This window comes from Ruegeria sp. F12 (genome assembly GCF_056533885.1).
In genome coordinates, this window is sequence record NZ_JBQFOV010000005.1 from 112,942 (window position 1) to 134,015 (window position 21,074).

Genomic DNA, 21,074 nt, shown 5'->3' on the forward strand with positions numbered 1-21,074 from the left:
TTCAGGTCTCCAGCCGTTTGCCGATTGCAGTCAGGGCGTCGCGCAGGGCCGCATGGGCCTTGCCCGCTTGCAGGGTTCGCGTCATTTGCAAGCTCAGTGTTCCGTCGGTTGCCAGCGCATCGCGTTCGGCGGCAAGCCGACCAGCCTGACCCTTTTCCATGCTGGCCAGGAAACCAGCCATCAATTGGGTCGTGTAGAATTCCGCACCATCCGCATCGCCGGTCTGTTCGGTTAGCCAATCCACGCCGGTGGTCAGCAGATCTAGAACACCCGGAACCATCGCGCAGATAGCAAAATGAGCATTAAGCGAGGCCTCATTGGCTACCTTCACAACCGGGTTTTCGGGGCCCATCAGACCCGCCAACAGATCATCGTTCCCATAAGCCGCCAAGGGGCAACCGCCCTGTTCCAAAAAGCCCAGAGGGATCGTCTGCACGAAATCCCCCGCAGGGGCGCAGAGCGACCTGAGATCCGCCTCGGACACTGCCGCCATCACCGAAACGATCCGATGGTCGGCCCGAAAGGACAGGGGGGCCAGCACATCCGTTGCAACATGCGGACGCAGACACAGGAACACGATCTCGGACTGGTCGATCACCGATTGCGGATCGCCGACCGTTGCGTTGATGTCGACCTTCAGTGCTGCCGACACGGTGGCGTTACGCTCGGTCACATAAATCTCATGCCCCTTACGGGCCAGCAGCCGGGCAATTGGCGCTGCGATGTGGCCGGTGCCGATGAACCCGACACGGCTCATCCTTGTGGCTCTTCCGGGATCGAGGCCGACAGCGCTGCGCGCCACGCATCCAGCCGCTGCGCCAGAGCGTCATCCTGCAAAGCCAGAATGCCAGCTGCCATCAGGCCTGCATTGGCCCCACCGGCGGCGCCAATCGCCATGGTCGCCACAGGAAACCCCTTGGGCATCTGAACGATGGAATAGAGGGAATCGACACCCGACAAGGCGCGCGTCTGTACCGGCACGCCAATCACTGGCACGCGGGTTTTTGAGGCCATCATACCCGGTAGGTGCGCCGCCCCTCCGGCTCCTGCGATGATCACATGCAGGCCACGCGACACTGCGGTCTTGCCATAGTCCCATAGACGGTCAGGGGTACGGTGGGCGGACACGATACGCTTTTCATAGGCAATGCCCAACTCGTCCAGAATATCGGCGGCCTCTTTCATCGTGGGCCAGTCCGATTGGCTGCCCATGATGATCCCCACTTTCACATCGCTCATCCGCTTTACGCCCCTGCCTGATGAAAGAGCGCGCACTATAGCCAAATCCGCATTCGTGGCAATGCGTCAGGCGATGATGTCAGGGGTCAGACGGTCTTCGATCAGACGAATAATGTCCTTGAGCCGCAGTTTCTGCTTTTTCAAGCGCTTGACGGTCAGTTGATCGGCCGTTCCGGTGGATTGCAGCGCCTCGATCGCTTCGTCCAGATCGCGGTGCTGGCGGCGAAAAACCTCCAGTTCGACCCGCAAAACGTCATCGGTTTTCATCGAAAGATCGGTGGGCGCGTTCATGAGCGACTCAGTGATTATTGTGGTGCTTGTCACACAAGATAGTGTGTCAGGGTTTATCCTGCCAGACCTTGTGGACATCCAGGTACATTCCCATATTCTATTGTACGCGGTTGCCGGAACGGGGCCGCTAAACACGTCGCTTTGGCAATAAAGGACGAAATACGTGTCTAAACTTACCTTGGGCTCATACCCGCATCTTTTGGGGTTCGAGCAACTGGAACGCCTTCTGGAACGGTCTGCAAAGGCCGGAAATGAAGGATATCCGCCCTATAATATCGAACAGACCTCGGACTATTCCTATCGCATCACACTGGCGGTAGCCGGGTTTGCCGAGCAGGATCTGTCGATCACCATCGAGGATCGCCAACTGGTGATCCGGGGCCGTCAACGCGACGACAGCGAGGGGCGCATCTTCCTGCATCGCGGCATCGCGGCACGTCAGTTCCAGCGAATGTTCGTGCTGGCCGACGGAGTCGAGGTGGGCGAGGCGATCATGGAAAACGGTCTGCTGCATGTGGATCTGACCCGCGCCGTGCCGGAAACCGTGGTGCAAACGATCAACATAAGAAAGGGGTAAGAGCAATGAATACACCGGTACAAATCGACGCCAATGGCGACCGTATCGTCTATGTGAAGAAGGTCGAGATTACGGACCTGCCGCGCGAGGTGCGCGAACAGGCGGGTGATCTGGATACGCTCTATGCGGTACATGATTCTGATGGCCAACGCCTGGCTCTGGTCGCCGACCGCAAGCTGGCGTTCAACCTCGCGCGCGAGCATGACTTTTCGCCGGTGGCCGTGCACTGACACGGCCCCTGAGGCGTTTTCCCCGTGACATCCGCCGCTCGCCGGGCCAGATATGCCGTGCAATGGCATGGGATGCGCGGGAATGAGCTGGTTCGATTTTGACTGGGTGGATGCTTTTACCGACCGGGCGTTTGGCGGCAATGGATGTGCTGTGGTGCATAACGCAGCCCATCTGTCGGACACAACCTGCATGGCCTATGTGCAAGAGACGTCTTTGGTCGAATGCACCTTTACCGGCCCCTCTGACGTGGCCGACATCCGGGTTCGGTATTTCCTGGCCAGCCGTGAAATTCCCTTTGCCGGACATCCCACCATTGCCACCGTCGCGGCCATGCGGTCGCGTGGTCTGTTTCAGGGCGATGCCCTGACGCTTGAGACCGGTGCCGGGATCGTCGATATCCGCCTGAATGGTGATGAGATCGAGATGACGCAGATCGCGCCCCAATTCGGCGCGCAGGTCCCAGTTGAACTGGTGGCCGAAACGATCGGCCTGCCGACCGATGCCATCATTTCCCCGCCGCAATTCGTGTCTACCGGTCTGCCGTTCTGCATCACGGTTCTGCGCGATCACGCGGCGTTGCGCGCCGCAAAACTGGTGGAAGGTCCATTGCGAGAGGTTGCGGACAAAGCAGGCTTTTCCGGATCGGACATGGCCGAGCCATTTCTTGTGACGCTGCAAGGCGCGACCGGGGCGGGTGACACGTTCTCGCGCCTGCTGCTGGCCCCACCCAGCCCACCCGAGGATCCGTTCACAGGTTCTGCCACCGGTGCGATGGCGGCTTATCTGTGGAAATACCGGCTGATGGACAAGGACAGCTTCATCGCCGAACAGGGCCATGACATGGGCCGTCCGGGTCAGGCCACCGTCACGCGCGTTGGCCCACCAGAGGCAATGACCGGTATCAAGGTCGCCGGACGCGGCCATGTGCTGATGCGTGGGCAGGTCGACCTGCCCGAGGGGGTCTGATGTCCGAGCCCGCGATTGCCATTCTGCCCTATGGGCACCGGTTGGGGCCGAAACTGGCCGCGGTTCCCCTCAGCGATCTGATCTGGCCCGAGGGTTGCCCGGATCGCCTGATCGGTAAAACCGTCAGAGATCTTGAATCTACCGATCACCTGATCATGTATCCCAATTCTACCGTGCATCTGCGGTTGCGCCGGGGTACCCGGGCGCAGATTTCGCTGATGATGGGGGAACCCTCGGCCATCCACGCAAAACACGACCGGATGCTGCGCTGGACATGGCGTCGGTTCTTTCGTGTGCTGACCTTCCATGACGTCCTGTTGCAAGGCATCCCGAATGCGGTCTTTCTGCCCTATGGCGTCACCATGGTGCCGGACTGGCAGAAGTTGCCCGTCGCAAAGACCAAATCTTGTTCGCTGATCGCCTCGGCCAAGCGCGATCTGGAAGGTCACCAGTTGCGCCATGCGGTGATCGACTGGGTGCGCGAAACGGGCGCGGATGTCGATATCATGGGCCGTGGTTATATGCCGTTTGACCAAAAATCCGACGGGTTGGCGCCTTATCGCTATTCCGTGGTGATCGAGAATGTGCGGGAGCGGAATTATTTCTCGGAAAAACTGACCGATGCAATCCTCTGCGCCACCGTTCCGATCTATTGGGGCTGCCCGAATATCGAGGATTTCTTCGACACATCGGGCATGATCCTGTGCGAATCCGAGGCCGATATTCACCGTGCCATTCAAGTCGCCTCGCCCGAGGACTACGCTGAGCGCCTGCCACATCTTCAGGCGATCCAGCCCAAAGCGGCCGAGTTCGGAGATTTCGAATCCCGCGCCGTTGCGGCCATCCGCGCCGCGCTTCGAACATGAAAAAAGGCCCCCGCGGTGCGAGGGCCTTTGACTGTTTGGATGCAGCTTAGGACGCGGCGATCAGGCCCATGCTCTCCAGTTTTAGCAGCACCTGATGGGCGCAGTTGTCGACATCGACGTTCTCGGTCTCGACGCTCAGTTCAGGGTTTTGCGGCACGTCATAGGGGTCGGAAATGCCGGTGAATTCCTTGATCTTGCCTTCGCGCGCGAGCTTGTACAGGCCCTTGCGGTCGCGGCGCTCGCATTCCTCGATACTGGTGGCGACGTGGACCTCGCAGAAGGCACCGAATTGCTCGACCTCTTCGCGCACGGCGCGGCGGGTGGTGGCATAGGGCGCAATGGGCGCACAGATGGCGATGCCACCGTTCTTGGTGATCTCGGACGCAACGTACCCGATACGACGGATGTTCAGGTCGCGGTGTTCCTTCGAGAAGCCCAGTTCCGACGACAGGTTTTTACGCACGATGTCACCGTCCAGAAGGGTCACAGGACGGCCGCCCATCTCCATCAGCTTGACCATAAGCGCGTTGGCGATGGTGGATTTGCCCGAGCCCGAGAAGCCGGTGAAAAACACGGTAAAGCCCTGCTGGCTGCGTGGTGGTTTGGTCTTGCGCAGCTCGGCCACAACCTCGGGGAAGCTGAACCATTCGGGGATTTCCAAACCTTCCGCCAGACGGCGGCGCAGTTCGGTACCCGAGATGTTCAGGATGGTGACGTCATCCTTGTCCAGAATCTCGTCATTCGGTTCGTATTGGGCGCGTTCCTGCACATAGACCATGTGTTTGAAATCAACCATCTCAACGCCGATTTCATCCTGATGCTGGCGGAACAGGTCTTGCGCGTCATAGGGGCCATAGAAATCTTCTCCGGCCGAGTTCTTGCCGGGGCCCGCATGGTCGCGACCCACGATGAAGTGGGTACAGCCGTGGTTGGCACGGATCAGGCCATGCCAGACGGCTTCGCGCGGGCCAGCCATACGCATTGCGAGGTTCAGCAGCGACATTGAGGTGGTCGAGGCTGGATACTTGTCCAGAACTGCCTCATAGCAGCGCACGCGGGTAAAGTGGTCGACATCGCCCGGTTTGGTCATGCCGACAACCGGGTGGATCAGCAGGTTGGCCTGCGCTTCCTTGGCGGCGCGGAAGGTCAGTTCTTGGTGGGCGCGGTGCAGCGGGTTGCGGGTTTGGAATGCAACGATGCGACGCCAGCCCAGCTTGCGGAAGAACGCGCGCAGTTCGTTCGGAGTGTCACGACGGGCGCGGAAATCATAGTGGACGGGCTGTTGAATGCCAACAACAGGGCCACCCAGATAGACCTTTCCTGCCACGTTGTGCAGGTAGTTCACCGCCGGGTGCGCATCGTCGTCAGCGCCAAATACTTTCTCGGCTTCGCGCGCTTTGTCCGGGGTCCAGCGGTCGGTCACAGTCATGGTGCCCAGGATGACACCTTCCTGATCGCGCAGGGCGATGTCCTGACCCAGTTCGATGCTTTCGGCAAAGTCTTCGCTAACGTCCAGAGTGATCGGCATCGGCCACAGGGTGCCATCAGCCAGACGCATATTCTCGACCACATTGTCGTAGTCGATCTCGGACAGGAAACCTTTGAGCGGGTTGAACCCGCCGTTCATCAGCAGTTCCAGGTCGCAGATCTGGCGCGGGCTCAGGTCCCAGCTGGTCAGGTCGGCAGCTTCTACTTTCAGTTTCTGCGCCGACTCGTAGGAAACATAAAGTTCAGGGATCGGAGCCAGATTGCTCAACATCGTCATGGGAATACTCTTGTCGAAGTTCGGTTTTTTTTACCGGTGGTTCAGTGTCTTTGCGGGGCGTTTGCCCCGACTGTGGGGCGAAGTCCATATACATTCAGGTAATTAAGGACGATATGCGCAGTTTTTACTGCGTTTGGAAGGATTTTTTGACCGGTAGAAGTTTTGAGGACGAAATTCCCGACGATTTACGGTTCGCAGGTGAATTCAGTACGTATGTTCTATTCTGCGGCGGTGGCTGCAAGATCGGTAGCGCTGGTCACAGGCAAGGCGGGAATCGGTCGCGTGACCCCGCGCAAATCAAACGACTTCAAGCCGCTTTGATCTCCGCCGAATCCGGCGGCCTGAAGCAATTCGGACGACACCAGCAGCTCGACCCCAAGGTCCTTGGTTTGCCCTTCTAGCCTGCTGGCAACGTTAACAGCATCGCCGATGATCGTGCGCGTTGCGGTGCCTGCTGCGCCAATTTCACCCAAAACCAGATCTCCCAGATGCAGACCCATTCCGATGCGGATACGTGGGCTGCCTTCCGCTTCTAGCCGCTGATTGAATTGAACGAGGGCGCGACTGACATTTATGGCTGCCTGCAACCCTGCGCGGGCCGAACTTTCTGTATCGGGTGTTTCAAACACCGCCAGCAGACCATCCCCCATGTATTTATCGACCACCCCGCGCTCGGCGGTGATGGCGGGCACGATGGCGTCAAAGAACCGGTTCAGCAGGAATACGATGTCATAGGGCAACTGACCCGTCGTCCGAGAGGTAAAACCACGCATGTCCAGAAAAAGAACGGCCAGTTTGCGCTCTTGTCCCTGGCTGGAATGTGCGCGTTGCCGACCGCCGTCGGGGCGGAACATGCGAAACGCGGTCAACGGTTCTGTTGGTCGAATCTGACAGGCCAGGCGCGCTTTTCTTGGAGCACCCACGGCTGCAAGGCTGCGCGCCTCGACCTCGCTAGGCGAGGGGAGGGCGTCTGCCCCATCCTCGACAATCACCCGACAGGTTGTGCAGCGTCCTTTACCCCCGCACAATGCAGTGTGCGGGATGCCATTGGCTTGCGAAATCTCCAGCAATGTCATGCCTTTTTCGGCGACGACTTCGGGGCCTTCCACGTATTTCACCCGGACCGAGTGCCTGCGCCGCAGCAATTTGCGCACTGCGAAAACAGTTAATGAGGCCCCCAGCGCGATCCAGAAAGCCGTGACAGCATTGCTCTTGATGCTGAACAGTGCCTGAAAGTCCTGTTGAGACGGCCAGTTATAGTGGTCGATATACTGGTCACGCAGAAACGGATCGGCGAAATCCAACCAGAGGCGCCGTCCCTCGGTCAGCAATCCGGCCAGCGCGAACGACGGGACAAACACCGCCAACCCGATCAGGTAGGGCGCAGTTTTTGACCACCAATCGGTCAGGCGCAGCCACATGTGAAGGCCAATGCAGCTGTGAATCCAGACAATCAGCAGCAATGCGCTTTGCAGCCAGATAGCGCTGCTGTTCCACATCAGGATGATGATATAGCCCATCTCGTCATTGACGTCATAGACCTCGTGCGCGTAGCGCGTATAGACGATATGAGTGATCAGCTGCAGCGGGATCAGCAGGCCCAGAACCACCTGCAGCGCCGTGCTGACCGGCATTCTGAGCGTCCTGCGCTGGCTGATCGAATACAGCGCCAAGCCTGTGTGCACAAACAACGCCAAATACAGAAACGCACTGCCGATGTCATGGCGCGTCACTGCGTGGCGGCCATCCTGCATCCCGTGCAGGTAATCGGTATGAAACAACCCCAACCCGATGTTGATGAAGTGAAAAAAGGCGAAGGCAAACAGGACCAGGCCGCTGCCGATCCTCAGCCGGGTTGCCCACCCGCCTTGCCATAGAACGCTACTCAATCAAATCACCTGCACGCGCTTTGTCTGAAGCCGAGTCTGGTACGGGGGAGGCGACGGGTCAAGAATAAGGCGGAACCCAAGCGGTCGCAGGCGCATCGACATGGATCACGTCAGCCGAAATTTTGAACAGCACGAGATGGCTGAGGTCTGGCCGGGACCGAGAGCTGTAGATCAGCCCGTCCGCCTCTTGCGCGCGGGCCGCTTCCGAGAACTGCCAGGTGGGCGAGGGACGGTCCATCTCCTGCCACACGACCGAGGCTGTGCGTTGTCCGCGCAGGTCGACAAGGCGTGCTTTGGTGATCCGGGCTTGTTGCAAAACACGCGGGGGATCATCCTTGCCGACATAGCGCCGGATCGCGACCGCAGCCCCCTCGGCGCTGAGCGACGCGTAAAGCGCTGTCTGCCCTGCAAAATGAAAACGCCCCTCGGGTGCCTTTGCGGGGGCCAGAGGGGCGCCGCATTGGGACAAAAACAGAATTCTCCAGACCGGGCCGGAGAATTCCAACACAGTGTTATTCCTGCTCTGCCAGGAAGCGTTCGGCGTCCAGCGCAGCCATACAGCCCATACCAGCACTGGTCACGGCCTGACGATAGATGTGGTCGGTCAGGTCCCCGGCGGCGAAAACACCGGGGATCGAGGTTTCGGTCGAGCCCGGCTTGGTTACGACATAGCCGCCCTTATGGGTTTCCAGCGTGTCCTTGACCAGCTCATTGGCTGGGGCATGACCGATGGCGACAAAGACACCCTTACACGGGATCTCGGTGATCTCGCCGGTTTTGACGTTCTTGACACGTACACCTTCGACGCCCAGCGGGGCATCAGTGCCGACGACCTCGTCCAGTTCATGAAACCAAAGCGGTTCGATCTTTTCGTTTTTGAACAGACGGTCCTGCAGGATTTTCTCGGCTCGCAACTCGTCGCGGCGGTGGATCAGAGTGACCTTGCTGGCGAAGTTGGTCAGAAACAGCGCCTCTTCCACGGCGGTGTTGCCGCCGCCGATGACCACGATCTCTTGCCCGCGATAGAAGAACCCGTCGCAGGTGGCGCAGGCCGAGACGCCAAAGCCCTTGAACTTGTCCTCGGACGGCAGGCCCAGCCATTTGGCGCGGGCGCCTGTCGCCAGAATGACGGCGTCGGCCGTATAGGTCGTGCCGCTGTCGCCCGTGGCGGTGAAGGGGCGTTTGCTGACATCCAGATCGCTGATGATGTCGCCGATGATCTCACACCCCATAGCTGCGGCATGTTCCTGCATCTTGATCATCAGATCGGGGCCCTGCACCTCGGTAAAGCCGGGGTAGTTTTCGACTTCGGTCGTGGTGGTCAGCTGACCGCCGGGCTCGATGCCCTGAACCAGAATCGGGTTCAGCATCGCGCGGCTGGCATAGACGCCCGCCGTGTATCCGGCAGGTCCCGACCCGATGATCAGAACCTTGGTGTGTTTCGTTTCGGCCATGGTACCCCCAACTCGATATGCCTGACTTGGGCGCTTGGCCCCTTGGCGATTGGATATAGCGACCCAGTGGCGGCGCTTAAAGCCCCTTCCTGATGGGTATCGGCCTTGCGGCTATGGAATGGCAATGAAACAAAGAATGTTGCGCAGAGGCGAAATATTATTGCGCATCAAGTGGGTGCTGATATAACAACTGAAAAAAATTCAGGAGCATTTTATGGTCACGACCCGGCTGGATGAGATTGACCGCAAGATTTTGGCGGAATTGCAGGCAGACGGTCGCATGACCAATGTCGAATTGGCGAAACGTGTCGGGATTTCAGCCCCTCCTTGCCTGCGTCGGGTTCGCACGCTTGAGGAATCGGGTTTTATTCGCGGGTACCATGCCGAGGTAAACGCGCGCGAATTGGGGTTCGAGGTTCAGGTCTTTGCCAGCGTCGGTCTGGAAAGTCAGGCCGAAACGGAACTGACCGCCTTTGAGGAACGCTGCCGCGAATGGCCCTTGGTCCGGGAGTGTCACATGCTGAACGGTGAGGTGGATTTCATCCTGAAATGCGTCGCCCCCGACCTCAGCAGTTTTCAACAGTTCCTGACCGGAGAGCTGCTGACGACGCCGAACGTAGCCAGTGTTAAAACATCACTGGTCATTCGTGGCGCTAAGGACGAGCCCGGCGTGCCTTTTGACGTGCTGGAAGAACGAATGAACCGGACGGCGTAAAGCGCGTCCGTTTGTGTGCGGCACAACACCTTGGTAAGATGGCCGTCACGTACAAAAACAGTACCCAACCCAATAGAATCTGCATAAAGCCCCCACTTAGCAGTATCTGGTAATTTTTAAGCTGTGATCGCGTCGACCTCACCATCGCCAGCGCGCGGCATCAGCAGCGGTCCGAAATCGTTCAGCGAATCGGCATGCGCGAACAGGTTCAGAAAGATCGACCTCAAGGAGTGGCTGATCATTCGCACCGCGTTCACGCCGGGATGATAGGTTTCAAACTGCAACCCATCGACTTTGATAACCGCGTGACGTTTCAGGCAGATGTGAAACAGTTCAACTGGCGTCGGCGGCAATGTCTCGATCACGTTCATTCCGTCCTGGAATTCGTGAACCGGGGTCAGGATCGTCTCATTCCCGTGTAGATGCCGAAGATGCGCCGGAGTGCCCACGATCCGGGCTGATGGCCCCGCGATCACGCCTGAAAGAGGTTTTTGCATGCCGAATGTGTCGGCCATGATGCGGGTCAGCGGACGGGTGCGCCCACGCGAATCTTCGCGCCCCGGTACCAGCGTGACCGAGCCTTTCCACAACACGATCTGCGAGGTGCCATCCTGCGTCAGAACAGTGTCTCCGGGCAGTAGGTCTTCGATGGCGACCGGCCCGGTTTCAGTGTCGACCAGAGATCCGCGGGTAAAGGCGCAAAAGGCATCCTCGAACATCGGCAGGGCTGGTGCGATATGGCGGGTTTGCGCAATGTCACCATTGGGCAGAAGCGCGCTGACCTCATAGCGCCGCAGCTGCGCCTTGGGTTTGTTCGGTGCACGTGACGCGTCGCGCAGCATCGCTGACGTATCAACCGCATTTCTGGCCGCCCGCGAGAGCGAATGTGGAATAGGCATTGTTATTCCGTCCCTTCTAAAGTCCGCTCAGACAGGTTGACCCCTCCGTCCATGCCCGTCTGACCAGTTTTCTTCTTTGTTTTGAATGAAAGGGCGACCTTGGGGCGATCGTCGCACTGACGTCGCATCGCAGCAGTATCGCGTATCCCTTTGGTCAACATCTTGACCCCCCAGACAAACTCACAACAACGCGGGCGGAAATTGCCTGCGCACACATGCCCCTCACCCGCGCCGCGTAAAATACCTGCGGCAGGGTACGCGTCAGGCCGGAGCACCCCTCTGACGCCGGTCTTGGCCCAGGGAACCGGCAGCTTGGTACCCTGAACATCGCGATCAACGCCGTGCCGCCAAGCGGCGGGCAACCCTGATCGAGTGGCTGGAAACGCCCTTCCACGGCATGTCCAGACCTTTCTCTCTGCTCGCCGCGATGACGGCGCTTAGAAAGCGAGATTTTCCCTTCATTCCTGTAGTCCTGCTCTTGTCGAGGTCGTGGCCTCAATTCCCTTTGGACCTAATCTGACGCCATATTGCGGCAGCGATAAGGCTGATCCGGGATCAATTCAGGACAAAATGAAGGATGGCAGCTCCTCTTTCTTTATGCTGTCCTGCACTGCTGGAGCATCGGCAGATAAGCACCTGAGACCGGACAATAAAACTTGGTTTCTTCCGACTCAGGTAGACACAAAGAATGTGGCGAAAAGGTGGCGATATCGCCACAATTCGGTCTAGGTTAATAATTTGATTGCAGAAATCAGGCGGCCATAATCTGCTTCTTTGGCGTGGGTGGCCCGGCGGTAGGAATAAAACCGGTCCGGGTCCGAATAGGTGCAATGGCGCGTCCATTCCGCTTGGCCGATTCCCGCCTGTCGCAGACGGTGCAGGCCAAAAGCGGGCAGGTCGAATTGCAGTCGGTCGCCTTCTCCATTGGCAAAGAAACGCAGGTTATCGGGTGATTCGGCGACAAAACTGTCCAGAAAATCCGGACCGACCTCATAGGCCCGCTGCGAGATCGTCGGGCCGATGACAGCGACTGTATTCGCGCGGTCCGCGCCAAGCGCCTCCATCGCGTCCAGTGTTGCCTCAAGCACACCGTCCAAGGCCCCGCGCCACCCGGCATGGGCGGCACCGATCACTTTGGCTTGAGCATCCGCAAACAGAACCGGCTGACAGTCTGCGGTCAGAATCGAAAGCGCCAGACCCGGTGTCGCTGTCACAATCGCATCCGCTTTTGGCCGGTCGCCGGTTTGCGGGCCATCAACGGTCACCACGGTCGGCGAATGCACCTGATGCACGCCGACCAGCGAGTCGGGGTCGACCTCCATCGCGTCGGCCACGCGGCCCCGGTTGATCGACACGACCTCGGTTTGATCCGAGGACCCGTAGCCGCAATTAAGTCCGGTAAAAATCCCCGAGGAGGCACCACCCCGGCGGCTGAAGAAACCGTGGCGCACGCCTGACAACATGTCCGAGGTCAGTATTTCCAGTGTCATGGTTCCAATCCCGGTGGAGGTGCCGCGTAGGAGGGGTAGAGACCCAGTAATTTGAACAGGTTTCCCATTTCATCGGGATGCGTCAACCTGCGATGTGCAGCCACCAGCATTTCAAGCTTCGCCCCGCCGAGCGGTTTGGCCAAAGCTTGCGCACGGGCGGTAATGCCCAGCCGTTCCAGAAACACGCCCTGAGGGGTCAGACGGGAATGGGCGCAACCCGCGGCACGCGCTGCCAATGCGAGTGGTTCGAAATCTACATGGGCGGTCAGATCGGCCTGACCGGGTGTATCTAGCGGATCCACACGCTCATGCCCGCGCAGGGCCTGAAACGTGTCGCCCAGTGAATGCCAGTCGCCATAATCCACGATCAGACCGGCACCGCCGTGGCTTGCGATTCGACCCGCGATGACGGTCAGGATGGGGATTGCCGCCGCGCAAAGCTCAACCAGATCGCCATCTTTCGTGTCTTGCAATCGGTCCGTCAGCGCAACCTGATCCGCCTGGGTCCCCAACCCGAAGGTCAGCGATTCGCCCTCGGCCCCGATCAGGCGCTCGCGCCACGCAGGGCCATCGCGCAGGAACTGGCGGATGGGCAGGGCGTCAAAGAACTCGTTGGCGACCAGAAACAAGGGCGCGTCGGGCAGGTCGGCAACCGTTGTGACCCAGCGCGGTGCAAATTCGTTTAACGTTTCTGCCTGAATGTCGCGCAGGGTCGGTGAGGCTTCGAACAGCACGATCTCAGCCGCGTCATGGAAGCCACGGACCCCGCGTGTGGCCCGGAGGATGTCCACCATCAGTGTTCCGCGCCCCGGCCCAAGCTCGACCAGAACGAAGTGATCGGGGTGGCCCTGATCCATCCAGCTTTGCGCCAGACTTAGGCCGATTAACTCACCGAACATCTGACTGATCTCGGGCGCGGTCACGAAATCGCCCTGCGCGCCGAAAGGATCGCGGGTGGTATAATAGCCATAGGTCGGGTGCAGCAGGCATTCGGTCATGTAGTCGGCCACGGTCATCGGACCGTCCTGCGCGATGCGCTCCAGCAGATGGTCGGTTAGGCTCATCGCGCGTGTCGCGCCCGAAGGGCGAACCACAGGCCAAGCGCAATCATGGGCAGCGACAAGAGCTGCCCCATGGTCAGGCCATACCCGCCAATATGCCACGCAAGACCCAGAGGGTTCCCGACCGAGATAAACTGTGCGTCCGGCTGCCGAAAGAACTCAACGATAAAGCGAGACGCGCCATACCCGGCCAGAAACACGCCCATAACCAGTCCGGGTTTGCGCAGCGCGCCCTTGCGGTAGACCAGCCACAGCAGCATGGCCCCCAGCAGCAACCCCTCCAGCGCGGCCTCGTAAAGCTGCGAGGGGTGGCGTGCGCACATTCCCACCAGCACGCCAGGGCAGTCTTGCGCGGCAGGGCCGGGGAAGATTATCGCCCATGGCACCTCGCTGGGGCGGCCCCAAAGCTCGGCGTTGATGAAGTTGGCCAATCGTCCCAGCAGCAGCCCGGGCGGAACAGTGTGGGCAATGAGGTCAGCCAGCGGCAGAACCGTTATCTGGTGACGGCGGGCATAGATGTAAGAGGCGACAATCACGCCCAGCAGACCGCCGTGAAAGGCCATGCCGCCTTGCCAGACTTTCAAAATGTCCTCCGGGTTCGCAAGGTAATAGGCGGGCTGGTAAAATAGCACGAACCCAAGTCGACCACCCAGAATCACCCCAAGGATGATCCAGGTGATCAGATCCTCAAGCTGCTGGAGTTTCATTGGCGGCGTGTTATCTGCCCAAAGTGCGGGGCGTTTCAGCGCCGCTGCCCCCAGCCTCCACGCGATCAGGATGCCCGCGATATAGGCCAGCGCGTACCAACGCAGCGCGAACTCCATCCCGAAGAGTGAGATCGAGAACAGTTCGGGCGACAGATCGGGGAAATTCAGAACAGCCTGCATGTGCGTCTCATTGCCCGTGCTTTGCAGGGCAAGTCAACCTTGAGCCTGACGCAAAGTTTACCCATATAGAGAACAACCGCGATTTCGGAGAAAAACTATGCAGACCCGCAACAAGATCCTCGACGATGTATCCCAACTGATGACCAACGCCATGGGCGTGGCGCAAGGTGCACGGGAAGAGGCCGAGAACGCGATGAAGTCGATGATCGATCGCTGGCTGGCCGACCGCGATTTTGTCACCCGCGAAGAATTCGATGCCGTCCGCGCCATGGCGCAAAAGGCGCGCGAGGAAAACGCAGCCCTGGAACAGCGTATCGCCGCGCTTGAGGCAAAGCTGGACAAGTAACGTCCGCTGCAAATTCATCGAAAACAGGAAAAGCACCGCGCAATCCTTAGTCGGGTTGTGCGGTGTTGTGCATCATGCCGCCTTGCGGAATTTAATCAAGACAAAGCTGTACCCGGCGCCAATATTTTGATCGCCGTGACCATTCGTCCACAACTTATTGCTGTTATCCCCAAGAAATAGGGTTGCCAGACGGGTGCGCGCGGCGCACCATATTTAGTACAGGCACATGGGGGAAGCCCGGCTTGTAGAGCAGGCAACTAGCGCTGGGGCGCTGCCAGCCCCAAATTGCTAGAGATAAGTGAGGTGGCATTATGGCCCTATCCGAGCAGTTTCTCGAAGAAGACCTTCATCCGATTGATATTGTTGAACACCTGGCCGAACATCACGACTGGGATTTTGATCGTATCGGCGACGATCAGATCGCCATGGCTGTCGAAGGACAGTGGCGCACCTATTCCATCACTCTGGCCTGGTCGAACTATGACGAAACCCTGCGCATGGTGTGCTCGTTCGAAATGGACCCGCCATCCGAGCGGGAAAGCGAGCTGTATGAGCTTCTGAACAAGATGAATGATCAGTGCTGGGCCGGGGCGTTTACCTATTGGGCCAACCAGAAGCTGATGGTCTATCGCTATGGTCTGGTTCTGGCGGGTGGTCAGACGGCCAGCCCTGAACAGATTGACACGATGATCACCGCAGCGGTTCTGAGTGCCGAGCGGTATTACCCGGCGATCCAACTGGTCACATGGGGCAATCGTGATCCCGAAGATGCGATGCAAGTCGCCATTGCAGAGGCTTACGGCCGCGCGTAAAGCTTTGCCCCAAGCCAGATAATGGGGAGGGGCAATCATGGATATGTCGCGTGTCGCGGATCAGGGGCTGGTGCTTCTGGGATGCGGTAAGATGGGATCGGCCATGCTGGCGGGCTGGCTGGAACACGGCCTTCCTGCCTCTTCGGTCTGGGTCGTTGATCCGTACCCCTCGGACTGGCTGAAAGCACAAGGCGTCAATATAAACACAGCATTGCCCGAAGCGCCCGCCGTGGTGCTTGTGGCCGTCAAACCGCAGATGATGGGCGAAGCATTGCCAGCGATCAAAGCGCTGGGCGGGGGCGGAAGCCTGTTCGTCTCGGTCGCTGCGGGGACGTCGATTTCCACATTCGAATCCGTGTTGGGCGCGGGCACGCCGATCGTTCGGGCGATGCCAAATACGCCTGCGGCCATTCGGCAGGGCATCACGGCTTTGATCGGCAACGCGCAGGCCTCCGAGGCCGATGTGACCCTGGCCGAAAACCTGCTGTCCGCGATTGGTGAAACTGTCCGGTTGGCGGAAGAGACGCAGATGGACGCAGTGACTGGTCTCAGCGGATCGGGCCCGGCCTATGTGTTCCACCTGATCGAAACGCTGGCCGCCGCCGGGCAGGCGCAGGGCTTGCCGCATGAACTGGCAATGAAGCTGGCCAAATCTACTGTTGCAGGGGCAGGCGCGCTAGCGATGGCCGCCGACGAAGACCCCGCGCAGCTGCGGGTCAACGTGACCTCGCCCAATGGCACCACGCAGGCGGCGCTTGAGGTGCTTATGCACGAAGAACAGGGTTTCCCCGATCTGCTGCACCGTGCCGTCAAAGCCGCCACCGACCGATCCAAGGAGCTGTCCCGTGAGTGAGATTACCTTCGACGATTTTTTCAAGGTCGATATCCGCGTAGGTGAAGTGATCCGCGCCGAGCCGTATCCCGAGGCCCGCAAACCCGCGATCAAGATGTGGATCGACTTCGGCGATGAGATCGGCGAGCGCAAGACCTCGGCCCAGATCACCGCGCATTACGACCCGGCCACTCTGGTCGGCAAGCAGGTGATGGCTGTGGTGAATTTCCCGCCGCGCCAGATCGGCAAGTTCATGTCCGAAGTCCTGGTGCTGGGCCTGCCCGACGAAAACGGTGAGATCGTTCTGATCGGACCGGATGGCAACGTTCCCATCGGCGGAAGGATGCACTGATGAAGGTATTTATTGCCCGGCCGATGACGCCAGCGGTCGAAGCGCGCGCAAGGGCTGAATTCGACGTTGAATTCCGGCCCGAGACTGCGCCGATGTCTGAGGAAGAAATGATCAACGCGCTGAACACGTTCGACATTGTCGTTCCGACGCTGGGGGATCAGTTCTCGGCGGATATCTTTGCGCAAGTGCCTGACCCGCGTTGCAAGCTGCTGGCCAATTTCGGCGTTGGGTATAACCATATCGACGTAAGCGCCGCGCAAGCTGCCGGAATCGCCGTCACCAACACCCCCGGCGCAGTCACTGATGCGACCGCCGATATCGCCATGGCGCTGTTGTTGTCCACGGCCCGTCGCGCGGGCGAGGGTGAGCGCCTGGTTCGCGCCGGTGCTTGGGAAGGCTGGCATCCGACCCAGATGTTGGGCCACCACGTCACCGGCAAACGGGTTGGTATCGTGGGCATGGGTCGCATCGGTCAGGCCATCGCGCGGCGTTGCCACTATGGGTTCTCAATGCAGGTGGCCTATCAATCGCGAAGCGCGAAGGATCTGGATTTTGCGGCAGAGTTCATTCCCGATCTGTCTGCTTTGGCGGCTTCGGTCGATTTCCTTGTGCTGGCGGTTCCCGGTGGCGCCGCAACCCGGCATCTGATCAATGCGCAGGTGCTGGAGGCGATGAACCCCAACGCCCTGCTGGTCAACATCGCGCGCGGAGAGGTCGTGGATGAAGCTGCCCTGATCGCAGCCCTTCAGGCGGGGCAGATCGCCGGGGCTGGGCTGGATGTCTATGAATTCGAGCCCAAGGTCCCACAAGCTCTGATCGACATGGACAACGTGACCCTGTTCCCGCATCTGGGTACCGCGACGGAGGAAGTGCGCACGGATATGGGCAACATGGCGCTGGATAATGTCGCCGCCTTTGTCACGGGGCGCGCGCTGCCGAACCCGGTTTAGTCGCCCATCGCCTCGCGCCAATGCTTGCGGCAAAGCGAGACATAGGTCTCGTTCCCGCCAATCTGAACCTGTGCGCCTTCGGTGATGGTGTTGCCGTTCTCGTCCTGCCGAATGACCATCGTAGCCTTGCGACCGCATTCGCAGATCGTGCGCACCTCGCGCATTTCATCGGCCAGCGCCAGCAGCGCGGCAGAGCCCGGAAACAGACGCCCCTGAAAGTCCACGCGCAACCCGTAGGCCAGAACCGGTATTTTCAGATCATCCACGGCACGCGCCAGTTGCCAGACCTGATCCTCGGTCAGAAACTGCGCCTCATCAATGAACACGCAGGCCACCTTGCCCTGTTTCAGGCGCGCGTCGATCATGGCAAAAACATCGTCCTGCGCCCCGAATGTGTCGGCATCCGCCGCAATCCCGATGCGCGAGGCGATCTTGCCCACACCCGCACGTCCATCCAGCCGGGCCGTCATCAGATAGGTATCCATGCCGCGCTCACGGTAGTTGTGCGAGGCTTGCAGTAACACGGTCGATTTGCCCGCGTTCATGGTCGAATAATTGAAGTAGAGTTTTGCCATACGCCCGGGTCTAAAACGCCAGACCGGCGCGGGCAAGGGACCAATATCAGCCAAGAAAGCGTCGTCGCCGTTGTCGTTGCAAGGGTCGAGCGCAAGCTCATTGGGGATGGATACCCCCGCTTCAACAACAGCGACGCCGTCGGCCGTCATACGGCCTAACCATTGCAGGACCAGAAAAACGCCCCACGGATACTCATAACCGGCTGGAAACGCCGCCACTCACTCACAAAATCCCTTCAATTCTGAGGGATAGTCAATTTATGCCATTTCAATTATGACTCGAGTATGGGAAATTTCCGCACCGTTTCCCCCACACTGGCAGATGTGGTGGTGAATCCAGGCAGCAAAGGTTGAAACATGGCAGATATCGGGGCCTACCTGAAAAAGCATACCGAGGCATTGGTCAAAGACGTGGGCATCGAATCCGCCTGCGAGATCACCGGGAAATCCAAGGCGACCCTGGGCCGATATTATTCGGACAATGCCGAGCACGCCGACCGGTTTATGCCGGTGGACGCCGTTGCCCGACTTGAGGCCGTGTCCAACTTTCCGCATGTGACCTCGGCTTTGGCGGACCTAAAGAACATCACGCTGTCCTATGATGGTCGCAACTCGGACGCGCCCCGAACCGGAGGGGTGAATGCAGACGTTATCGCGCTAAGCCAGCGCTTTGCCATGCTGATGACCGAATACCAGGCCGCCATCGAAGACGGCATCATCACAGTGAACGAAGCCAAGCGTTTGTTGAAAGAGACCAGCCAGTTGCAGCAGGTTTTGATCGAGATGAAGCTGCATCTGGAAGAGGAAAGCGTGAGCTGAACGCTTCTCATATCTTCGAGCAAAAAAAACTTGAGCGGCGCGTTCTACGAACGGCTATGCCTGCACTTGAGCTATTCCTCTTCCTGACAGCGTTCGTAGCTATCGCCCTGCGTTCTCAAAAAACGGCTTCCAACGGGTTCTGACAGGAGATGAACAAAACTGTCATCACGGTTTAACACCGCACCAATAGCGACATAGCTGCATGGCGTGTCATCGTATTCTTCTTGCGACAGTTGTTCTACATCCGCGCGGATGCGCCAGCCGGTATCGGGATACTTGTCTTCTTCTTCATGTTCGGAATCTTCACGATAAACATATCCCACGCGGGCGCGCCGTTCCAAAACTGCGTCATCAACGAAACAGCGGCCAAACCACTTGTTGAAGTCGTTTGAAAAACGCATTTGCAATTCCGGGTCATCCCAATCTATTCCAACTATGTGGTGGATTTTGAACTCGACCGGATCGCCGAGTGTCAATGCGGGTATGTCTTCTGGGGTGTTGTCGAGCCTACCTAGCAAATTTGAGCCGTCGCGGCGTTCTACGATAACCCACATTCTCTCCGCATCGTATTGTTCGGATTCAGGAACAGCGCTGAAAATCAGCTTTACGATTGTTCCAATACCGACTTCAGCAAGCTCTTCTTCGCTTGGTAAATGGAACGTGTATGGGTTTTCTTTTTGCGTTGGGCGCGGGTCGTGAAGGCGAAAACTGGGGCTTGTCACAAATGCAACCTTGATCTGCTTTACATTTCATCTTCTTGTTTGTTTTCAGCGCTAATGTGGTCAAGCTGCGGGTTAAAGGTAAGAATACCCTGCTGTGAAAGTCGCCACTTGCAGATGATGTTTATCCGCATCGCTTCACGATCACTGAACCCACGGAATACCCCGCCCCGAAGGAGCAGATCAGACCGACATCGCCATCTGCGAAATCGTCCGAGTATTTCGAGAACGCGATGATCGATCCGGCCGAAGATGTGTTGGCATAATCTTGCAGGATGTTGGGCTGTTCGCCCGGTTCGGGTTCGCGGCCCAATACCTTTTTGCCGATGAAATCGTTCATCGTCTTGTTGGCCTGATGCAACCAAAGACGTTTCAGGTCCGAACTGTTCAGCCCTTCGGAATCCATATGGTCGGCGATGTGCTTACTGACCATCGGCAGCACTTCCTTGAAGACTTTGCGTCCGTTCTGCATGAACTGCATATCACGCCGGTCGACCACGCCATCAGGGCGCGAGCGGCGCAAGTAACCGTTATTGTTGCGGATATTGTTGGAAAATTCGGTGGCGCAGCGGGTTGAGAGAATCTCGAAATAGGGGCCGGTTGCGTCCTCGACGCGTTCGATCAGGGTGGCGGTGGCGACGTCTCCGAAAATGAAATGGCAATCGCGGTCGCGCCACTCTAGATGACCCGAGCAGATCTCGGGGTTCACCACCAGCGCAGATTTCACCGATCCCGACCGGATCATATCCGCCGCCGCCTGAATGCCAAACGTGGCCGAGGAACAGGCTACATTCATATCAAAGCCAAAGCCTTTGATCCCCAGCGCCTGCTGGATTTCGATCGCAATCGCTGGATAGGCACGTTCGTGGTTCGAGGCGGCGCAGATCACCAGATCCACGTCCTCGGGTGCGCGCCCGGCTTGCGCCAGCGCCTTTTTGCACGCATCTACGGCCATCTCGGTCATGATGCCGGGTTCATCATCACTGCGCTGACGCAGCAACGGGTGCATCACGTCGGGGTCAAGCACGCCGGTCTTGTCCATCACATAGCGGTTGTGGATGCCCGAGGCCTTGACGATGAATTCTTCCGAGGAATGTTGCAGCGGTTCCATGTCACCTGCGGCAATCGCGTCGGCATGCTCGGCATTGACCTTGTCGGCATAGGCGTTGAAGGCGGTGACGAGTTCTGCGTTGGTGATGATGTTCTCTGGCGTGAATACACCGGTGCCGGTGATTGCTGGCGTGTGCATATGTGAACCTGCGTTTTTCGGATTTGCTCAAAATGCCGCCAATACCCGGTCAGTTCAAGAGAGATTGACCCAAGGGAATGCCAAAGTTGG

The 21,074-nt window shown here is 58.7% G+C and carries 26 protein-coding genes; 11 read left to right on the top strand and 15 right to left on the bottom strand.

Translation table 11 applies throughout. From position 1 onward, the window contains the following. Position 1: 1 nt before the first annotated feature. The 3 genes from ACR0CA_RS08900 to ACR0CA_RS08910 all read right to left on the bottom strand — a co-directional run bounded on the left by ACR0CA_RS08900 (position 2) and on the right by ACR0CA_RS08910 (position 1,530). Positions 2 to 757 (bottom strand): NAD(P)-binding domain-containing protein, encoded by a 756-nt coding sequence (locus ACR0CA_RS08900; protein WP_170788173.1) that lies wholly within the window; start codon positions 755 to 757, stop codon positions 2 to 4. Next, entirely contained in the window at positions 754 to 1,239 is a 486-nt protein-coding gene (gene purE, locus ACR0CA_RS08905) for a 5-(carboxyamino)imidazole ribonucleotide mutase (protein WP_480503294.1), read from the bottom strand. Before purE ends, ACR0CA_RS08900 begins: the two co-directional genes overlap by 4 nt. A gap of 66 nt (positions 1,240 to 1,305) precedes the next feature. After that, entirely contained in the window at positions 1,306 to 1,530 is a 225-nt protein-coding gene (locus tag ACR0CA_RS08910; RefSeq protein ID WP_170736696.1) for a YdcH family protein, read from the bottom strand. A 163-nt stretch (positions 1,531 to 1,693) separates the two neighbouring features. On the opposite strand from ACR0CA_RS08910, the gene ACR0CA_RS08915 reads away from it, so the two are divergent. The 4 genes from ACR0CA_RS08915 (at position 1,694) to ACR0CA_RS08930 (ending at position 4,170) form a co-directional block, all read left to right on the top strand. Continuing rightward, entirely contained in the window at positions 1,694 to 2,107 is a 414-nt protein-coding gene (locus ACR0CA_RS08915) for an Hsp20 family protein (protein WP_170769031.1), read from the top strand. 5 nt (positions 2,108 to 2,112) lie between these two features. After that, positions 2,113 to 2,337 carry a DUF1150 family protein gene (locus tag ACR0CA_RS08920; RefSeq protein WP_170769032.1) on the top strand — a complete coding sequence of 75 codons (225 nt, stop codon included), beginning with the start codon at positions 2,113 to 2,115 and terminating at the stop codon, positions 2,335 to 2,337. A gap of 82 nt (positions 2,338 to 2,419) precedes the next feature. Then, complete coding sequence (locus ACR0CA_RS08925; protein ID WP_480898418.1) at positions 2,420 to 3,304, top strand: PhzF family phenazine biosynthesis protein; 885 nt, start codon at positions 2,420 to 2,422, stop codon at positions 3,302 to 3,304. Then, positions 3,304 to 4,170, top strand: coding sequence for a glycosyltransferase family 10 fucosyltransferase (locus ACR0CA_RS08930; RefSeq protein WP_480898421.1), 867 nt, complete (start codon positions 3,304 to 3,306; stop codon positions 4,168 to 4,170). The genes ACR0CA_RS08925 and ACR0CA_RS08930 overlap by 1 nt, the downstream gene beginning before the upstream one ends. 46 nt (positions 4,171 to 4,216) lie before the next feature. Here ACR0CA_RS08930 and ACR0CA_RS08935 read toward each other — a convergent pair whose 3' ends face one another. The 4 genes from ACR0CA_RS08935 to trxB all read right to left on the bottom strand — a co-directional run bounded on the left by ACR0CA_RS08935 (position 4,217) and on the right by trxB (position 9,278). Continuing rightward, complete coding sequence (locus tag ACR0CA_RS08935; protein WP_480898423.1) at positions 4,217 to 5,935, bottom strand: bifunctional sulfate adenylyltransferase/adenylylsulfate kinase; 1,719 nt, start codon at positions 5,933 to 5,935, stop codon at positions 4,217 to 4,219. A gap of 218 nt (positions 5,936 to 6,153) precedes the next feature. After that, a complete protein-coding gene (locus ACR0CA_RS08940) occupies positions 6,154 to 7,824 on the bottom strand; it encodes an adenylate/guanylate cyclase domain-containing protein (protein WP_170788178.1) in 1,671 nt (556 codons plus the stop codon). A 58-nt stretch (positions 7,825 to 7,882) separates the two neighbouring features. Next, positions 7,883 to 8,332, bottom strand: a complete 450-nt coding sequence (locus ACR0CA_RS08945; RefSeq protein WP_480898425.1) for an RES family NAD+ phosphorylase — start codon at positions 8,330 to 8,332, stop codon at positions 7,883 to 7,885. A 4-nt stretch (positions 8,333 to 8,336) separates the two neighbouring features. Beyond that, a complete protein-coding gene (trxB, locus tag ACR0CA_RS08950; RefSeq protein ID WP_480898428.1) occupies positions 8,337 to 9,278 on the bottom strand; it encodes a thioredoxin-disulfide reductase in 942 nt (313 codons plus the stop codon). A 214-nt stretch (positions 9,279 to 9,492) separates the two neighbouring features. Between trxB and ACR0CA_RS08955 the strand changes: the two genes are divergently transcribed. Continuing rightward, a complete protein-coding gene (locus ACR0CA_RS08955) occupies positions 9,493 to 9,993 on the top strand; it encodes an Lrp/AsnC family transcriptional regulator (RefSeq protein ID WP_170783827.1) in 501 nt (166 codons plus the stop codon). Between the two features lie 116 nt (positions 9,994 to 10,109). Here the strand turns inward: ACR0CA_RS08955 and ACR0CA_RS08960 are convergent, their stop codons facing one another. The 5 genes from ACR0CA_RS08960 to lgt all read right to left on the bottom strand — a co-directional run bounded on the left by ACR0CA_RS08960 (position 10,110) and on the right by lgt (position 14,330). Continuing rightward, positions 10,110 to 10,892: a Hint domain-containing protein gene (locus ACR0CA_RS08960; RefSeq protein ID WP_170783829.1), complete on the bottom strand. Its 783-nt coding sequence runs from the start codon at positions 10,890 to 10,892 to the stop codon at positions 10,110 to 10,112. A 333-nt stretch (positions 10,893 to 11,225) separates the two neighbouring features. Continuing rightward, entirely contained in the window at positions 11,226 to 11,354 is a 129-nt protein-coding gene (locus ACR0CA_RS08965) for a hypothetical protein (protein ID WP_269149749.1), read from the bottom strand. A gap of 263 nt (positions 11,355 to 11,617) precedes the next feature. Then, complete coding sequence (gene pgeF, locus ACR0CA_RS08970; protein WP_170769041.1) at positions 11,618 to 12,382, bottom strand: peptidoglycan editing factor PgeF; 765 nt, start codon at positions 12,380 to 12,382, stop codon at positions 11,618 to 11,620. Continuing rightward, positions 12,379 to 13,446 (bottom strand): class I SAM-dependent methyltransferase, encoded by a 1,068-nt coding sequence (locus tag ACR0CA_RS08975; RefSeq protein ID WP_480875595.1) that lies wholly within the window; start codon positions 13,444 to 13,446, stop codon positions 12,379 to 12,381. Before ACR0CA_RS08975 ends, pgeF begins: the two co-directional genes overlap by 4 nt. Next, the gene (lgt, locus tag ACR0CA_RS08980; protein ID WP_480898433.1) at positions 13,443 to 14,330 is read right to left on the bottom strand and encodes a prolipoprotein diacylglyceryl transferase; all 888 of its coding nucleotides are present in this window, start codon (positions 14,328 to 14,330) and stop codon (positions 13,443 to 13,445) included. Before lgt ends, ACR0CA_RS08975 begins: the two co-directional genes overlap by 4 nt. A 97-nt stretch (positions 14,331 to 14,427) precedes the next feature. Between lgt and ACR0CA_RS08985 the strand changes: the two genes are divergently transcribed. The 5 genes from ACR0CA_RS08985 (at position 14,428) to ACR0CA_RS09005 (ending at position 17,622) form a co-directional block, all read left to right on the top strand. Next, positions 14,428 to 14,676, top strand: a complete 249-nt coding sequence (locus tag ACR0CA_RS08985; protein WP_170352360.1) for an accessory factor UbiK family protein — start codon at positions 14,428 to 14,430, stop codon at positions 14,674 to 14,676. 311 nt (positions 14,677 to 14,987) lie between these two features. Beyond that, positions 14,988 to 15,488: a type III secretion system chaperone family protein gene (locus tag ACR0CA_RS08990; protein ID WP_170352361.1), complete on the top strand. Its 501-nt coding sequence runs from the start codon at positions 14,988 to 14,990 to the stop codon at positions 15,486 to 15,488. A 37-nt stretch (positions 15,489 to 15,525) separates the two neighbouring features. Next, positions 15,526 to 16,341 (top strand): pyrroline-5-carboxylate reductase, encoded by an 816-nt coding sequence (gene proC, locus ACR0CA_RS08995; protein WP_170788184.1) that lies wholly within the window; start codon positions 15,526 to 15,528, stop codon positions 16,339 to 16,341. Further along, positions 16,334 to 16,672 (top strand): tRNA-binding protein, encoded by a 339-nt coding sequence (locus ACR0CA_RS09000; protein WP_480898437.1) that lies wholly within the window; start codon positions 16,334 to 16,336, stop codon positions 16,670 to 16,672. Before proC ends, ACR0CA_RS09000 begins: the two co-directional genes overlap by 8 nt. Next, positions 16,672 to 17,622: a 2-hydroxyacid dehydrogenase gene (locus ACR0CA_RS09005; RefSeq protein WP_480898440.1), complete on the top strand. Its 951-nt coding sequence runs from the start codon at positions 16,672 to 16,674 to the stop codon at positions 17,620 to 17,622. The genes ACR0CA_RS09000 and ACR0CA_RS09005 overlap by 1 nt, the downstream gene beginning before the upstream one ends. Here the strand turns inward: ACR0CA_RS09005 and ACR0CA_RS09010 are convergent. Beyond that, the gene (locus ACR0CA_RS09010; RefSeq protein ID WP_170769818.1) at positions 17,619 to 18,197 is read right to left on the bottom strand and encodes a thymidine kinase; all 579 of its coding nucleotides are present in this window, start codon (positions 18,195 to 18,197) and stop codon (positions 17,619 to 17,621) included. The two genes, ACR0CA_RS09005 and ACR0CA_RS09010, sit on opposite strands and share 4 nt — an antisense overlap. Before the next feature lie 357 nt (positions 18,198 to 18,554). On the opposite strand from ACR0CA_RS09010, the gene ACR0CA_RS09015 reads away from it, so the two are divergent. After that, positions 18,555 to 19,016, top strand: coding sequence for a hypothetical protein (locus tag ACR0CA_RS09015; protein WP_170769047.1), 462 nt, complete (start codon positions 18,555 to 18,557; stop codon positions 19,014 to 19,016). 71 nt (positions 19,017 to 19,087) lie between these two features. Here ACR0CA_RS09015 and ACR0CA_RS09020 read toward each other — a convergent pair whose 3' ends face one another. Both ACR0CA_RS09020 and ACR0CA_RS09025 read right to left on the bottom strand, forming a co-directional pair. Next, the gene (locus tag ACR0CA_RS09020; protein ID WP_480898441.1) at positions 19,088 to 19,738 is read right to left on the bottom strand and encodes an immunity protein Imm33 domain-containing protein; all 651 of its coding nucleotides are present in this window, start codon (positions 19,736 to 19,738) and stop codon (positions 19,088 to 19,090) included. A gap of 121 nt (positions 19,739 to 19,859) precedes the next feature. Next, entirely contained in the window at positions 19,860 to 20,984 is a 1,125-nt protein-coding gene (locus ACR0CA_RS09025) for a beta-ketoacyl-ACP synthase III (protein ID WP_480898444.1), read from the bottom strand. Positions 20,985 to 21,074 lie beyond the last annotated feature (90 nt).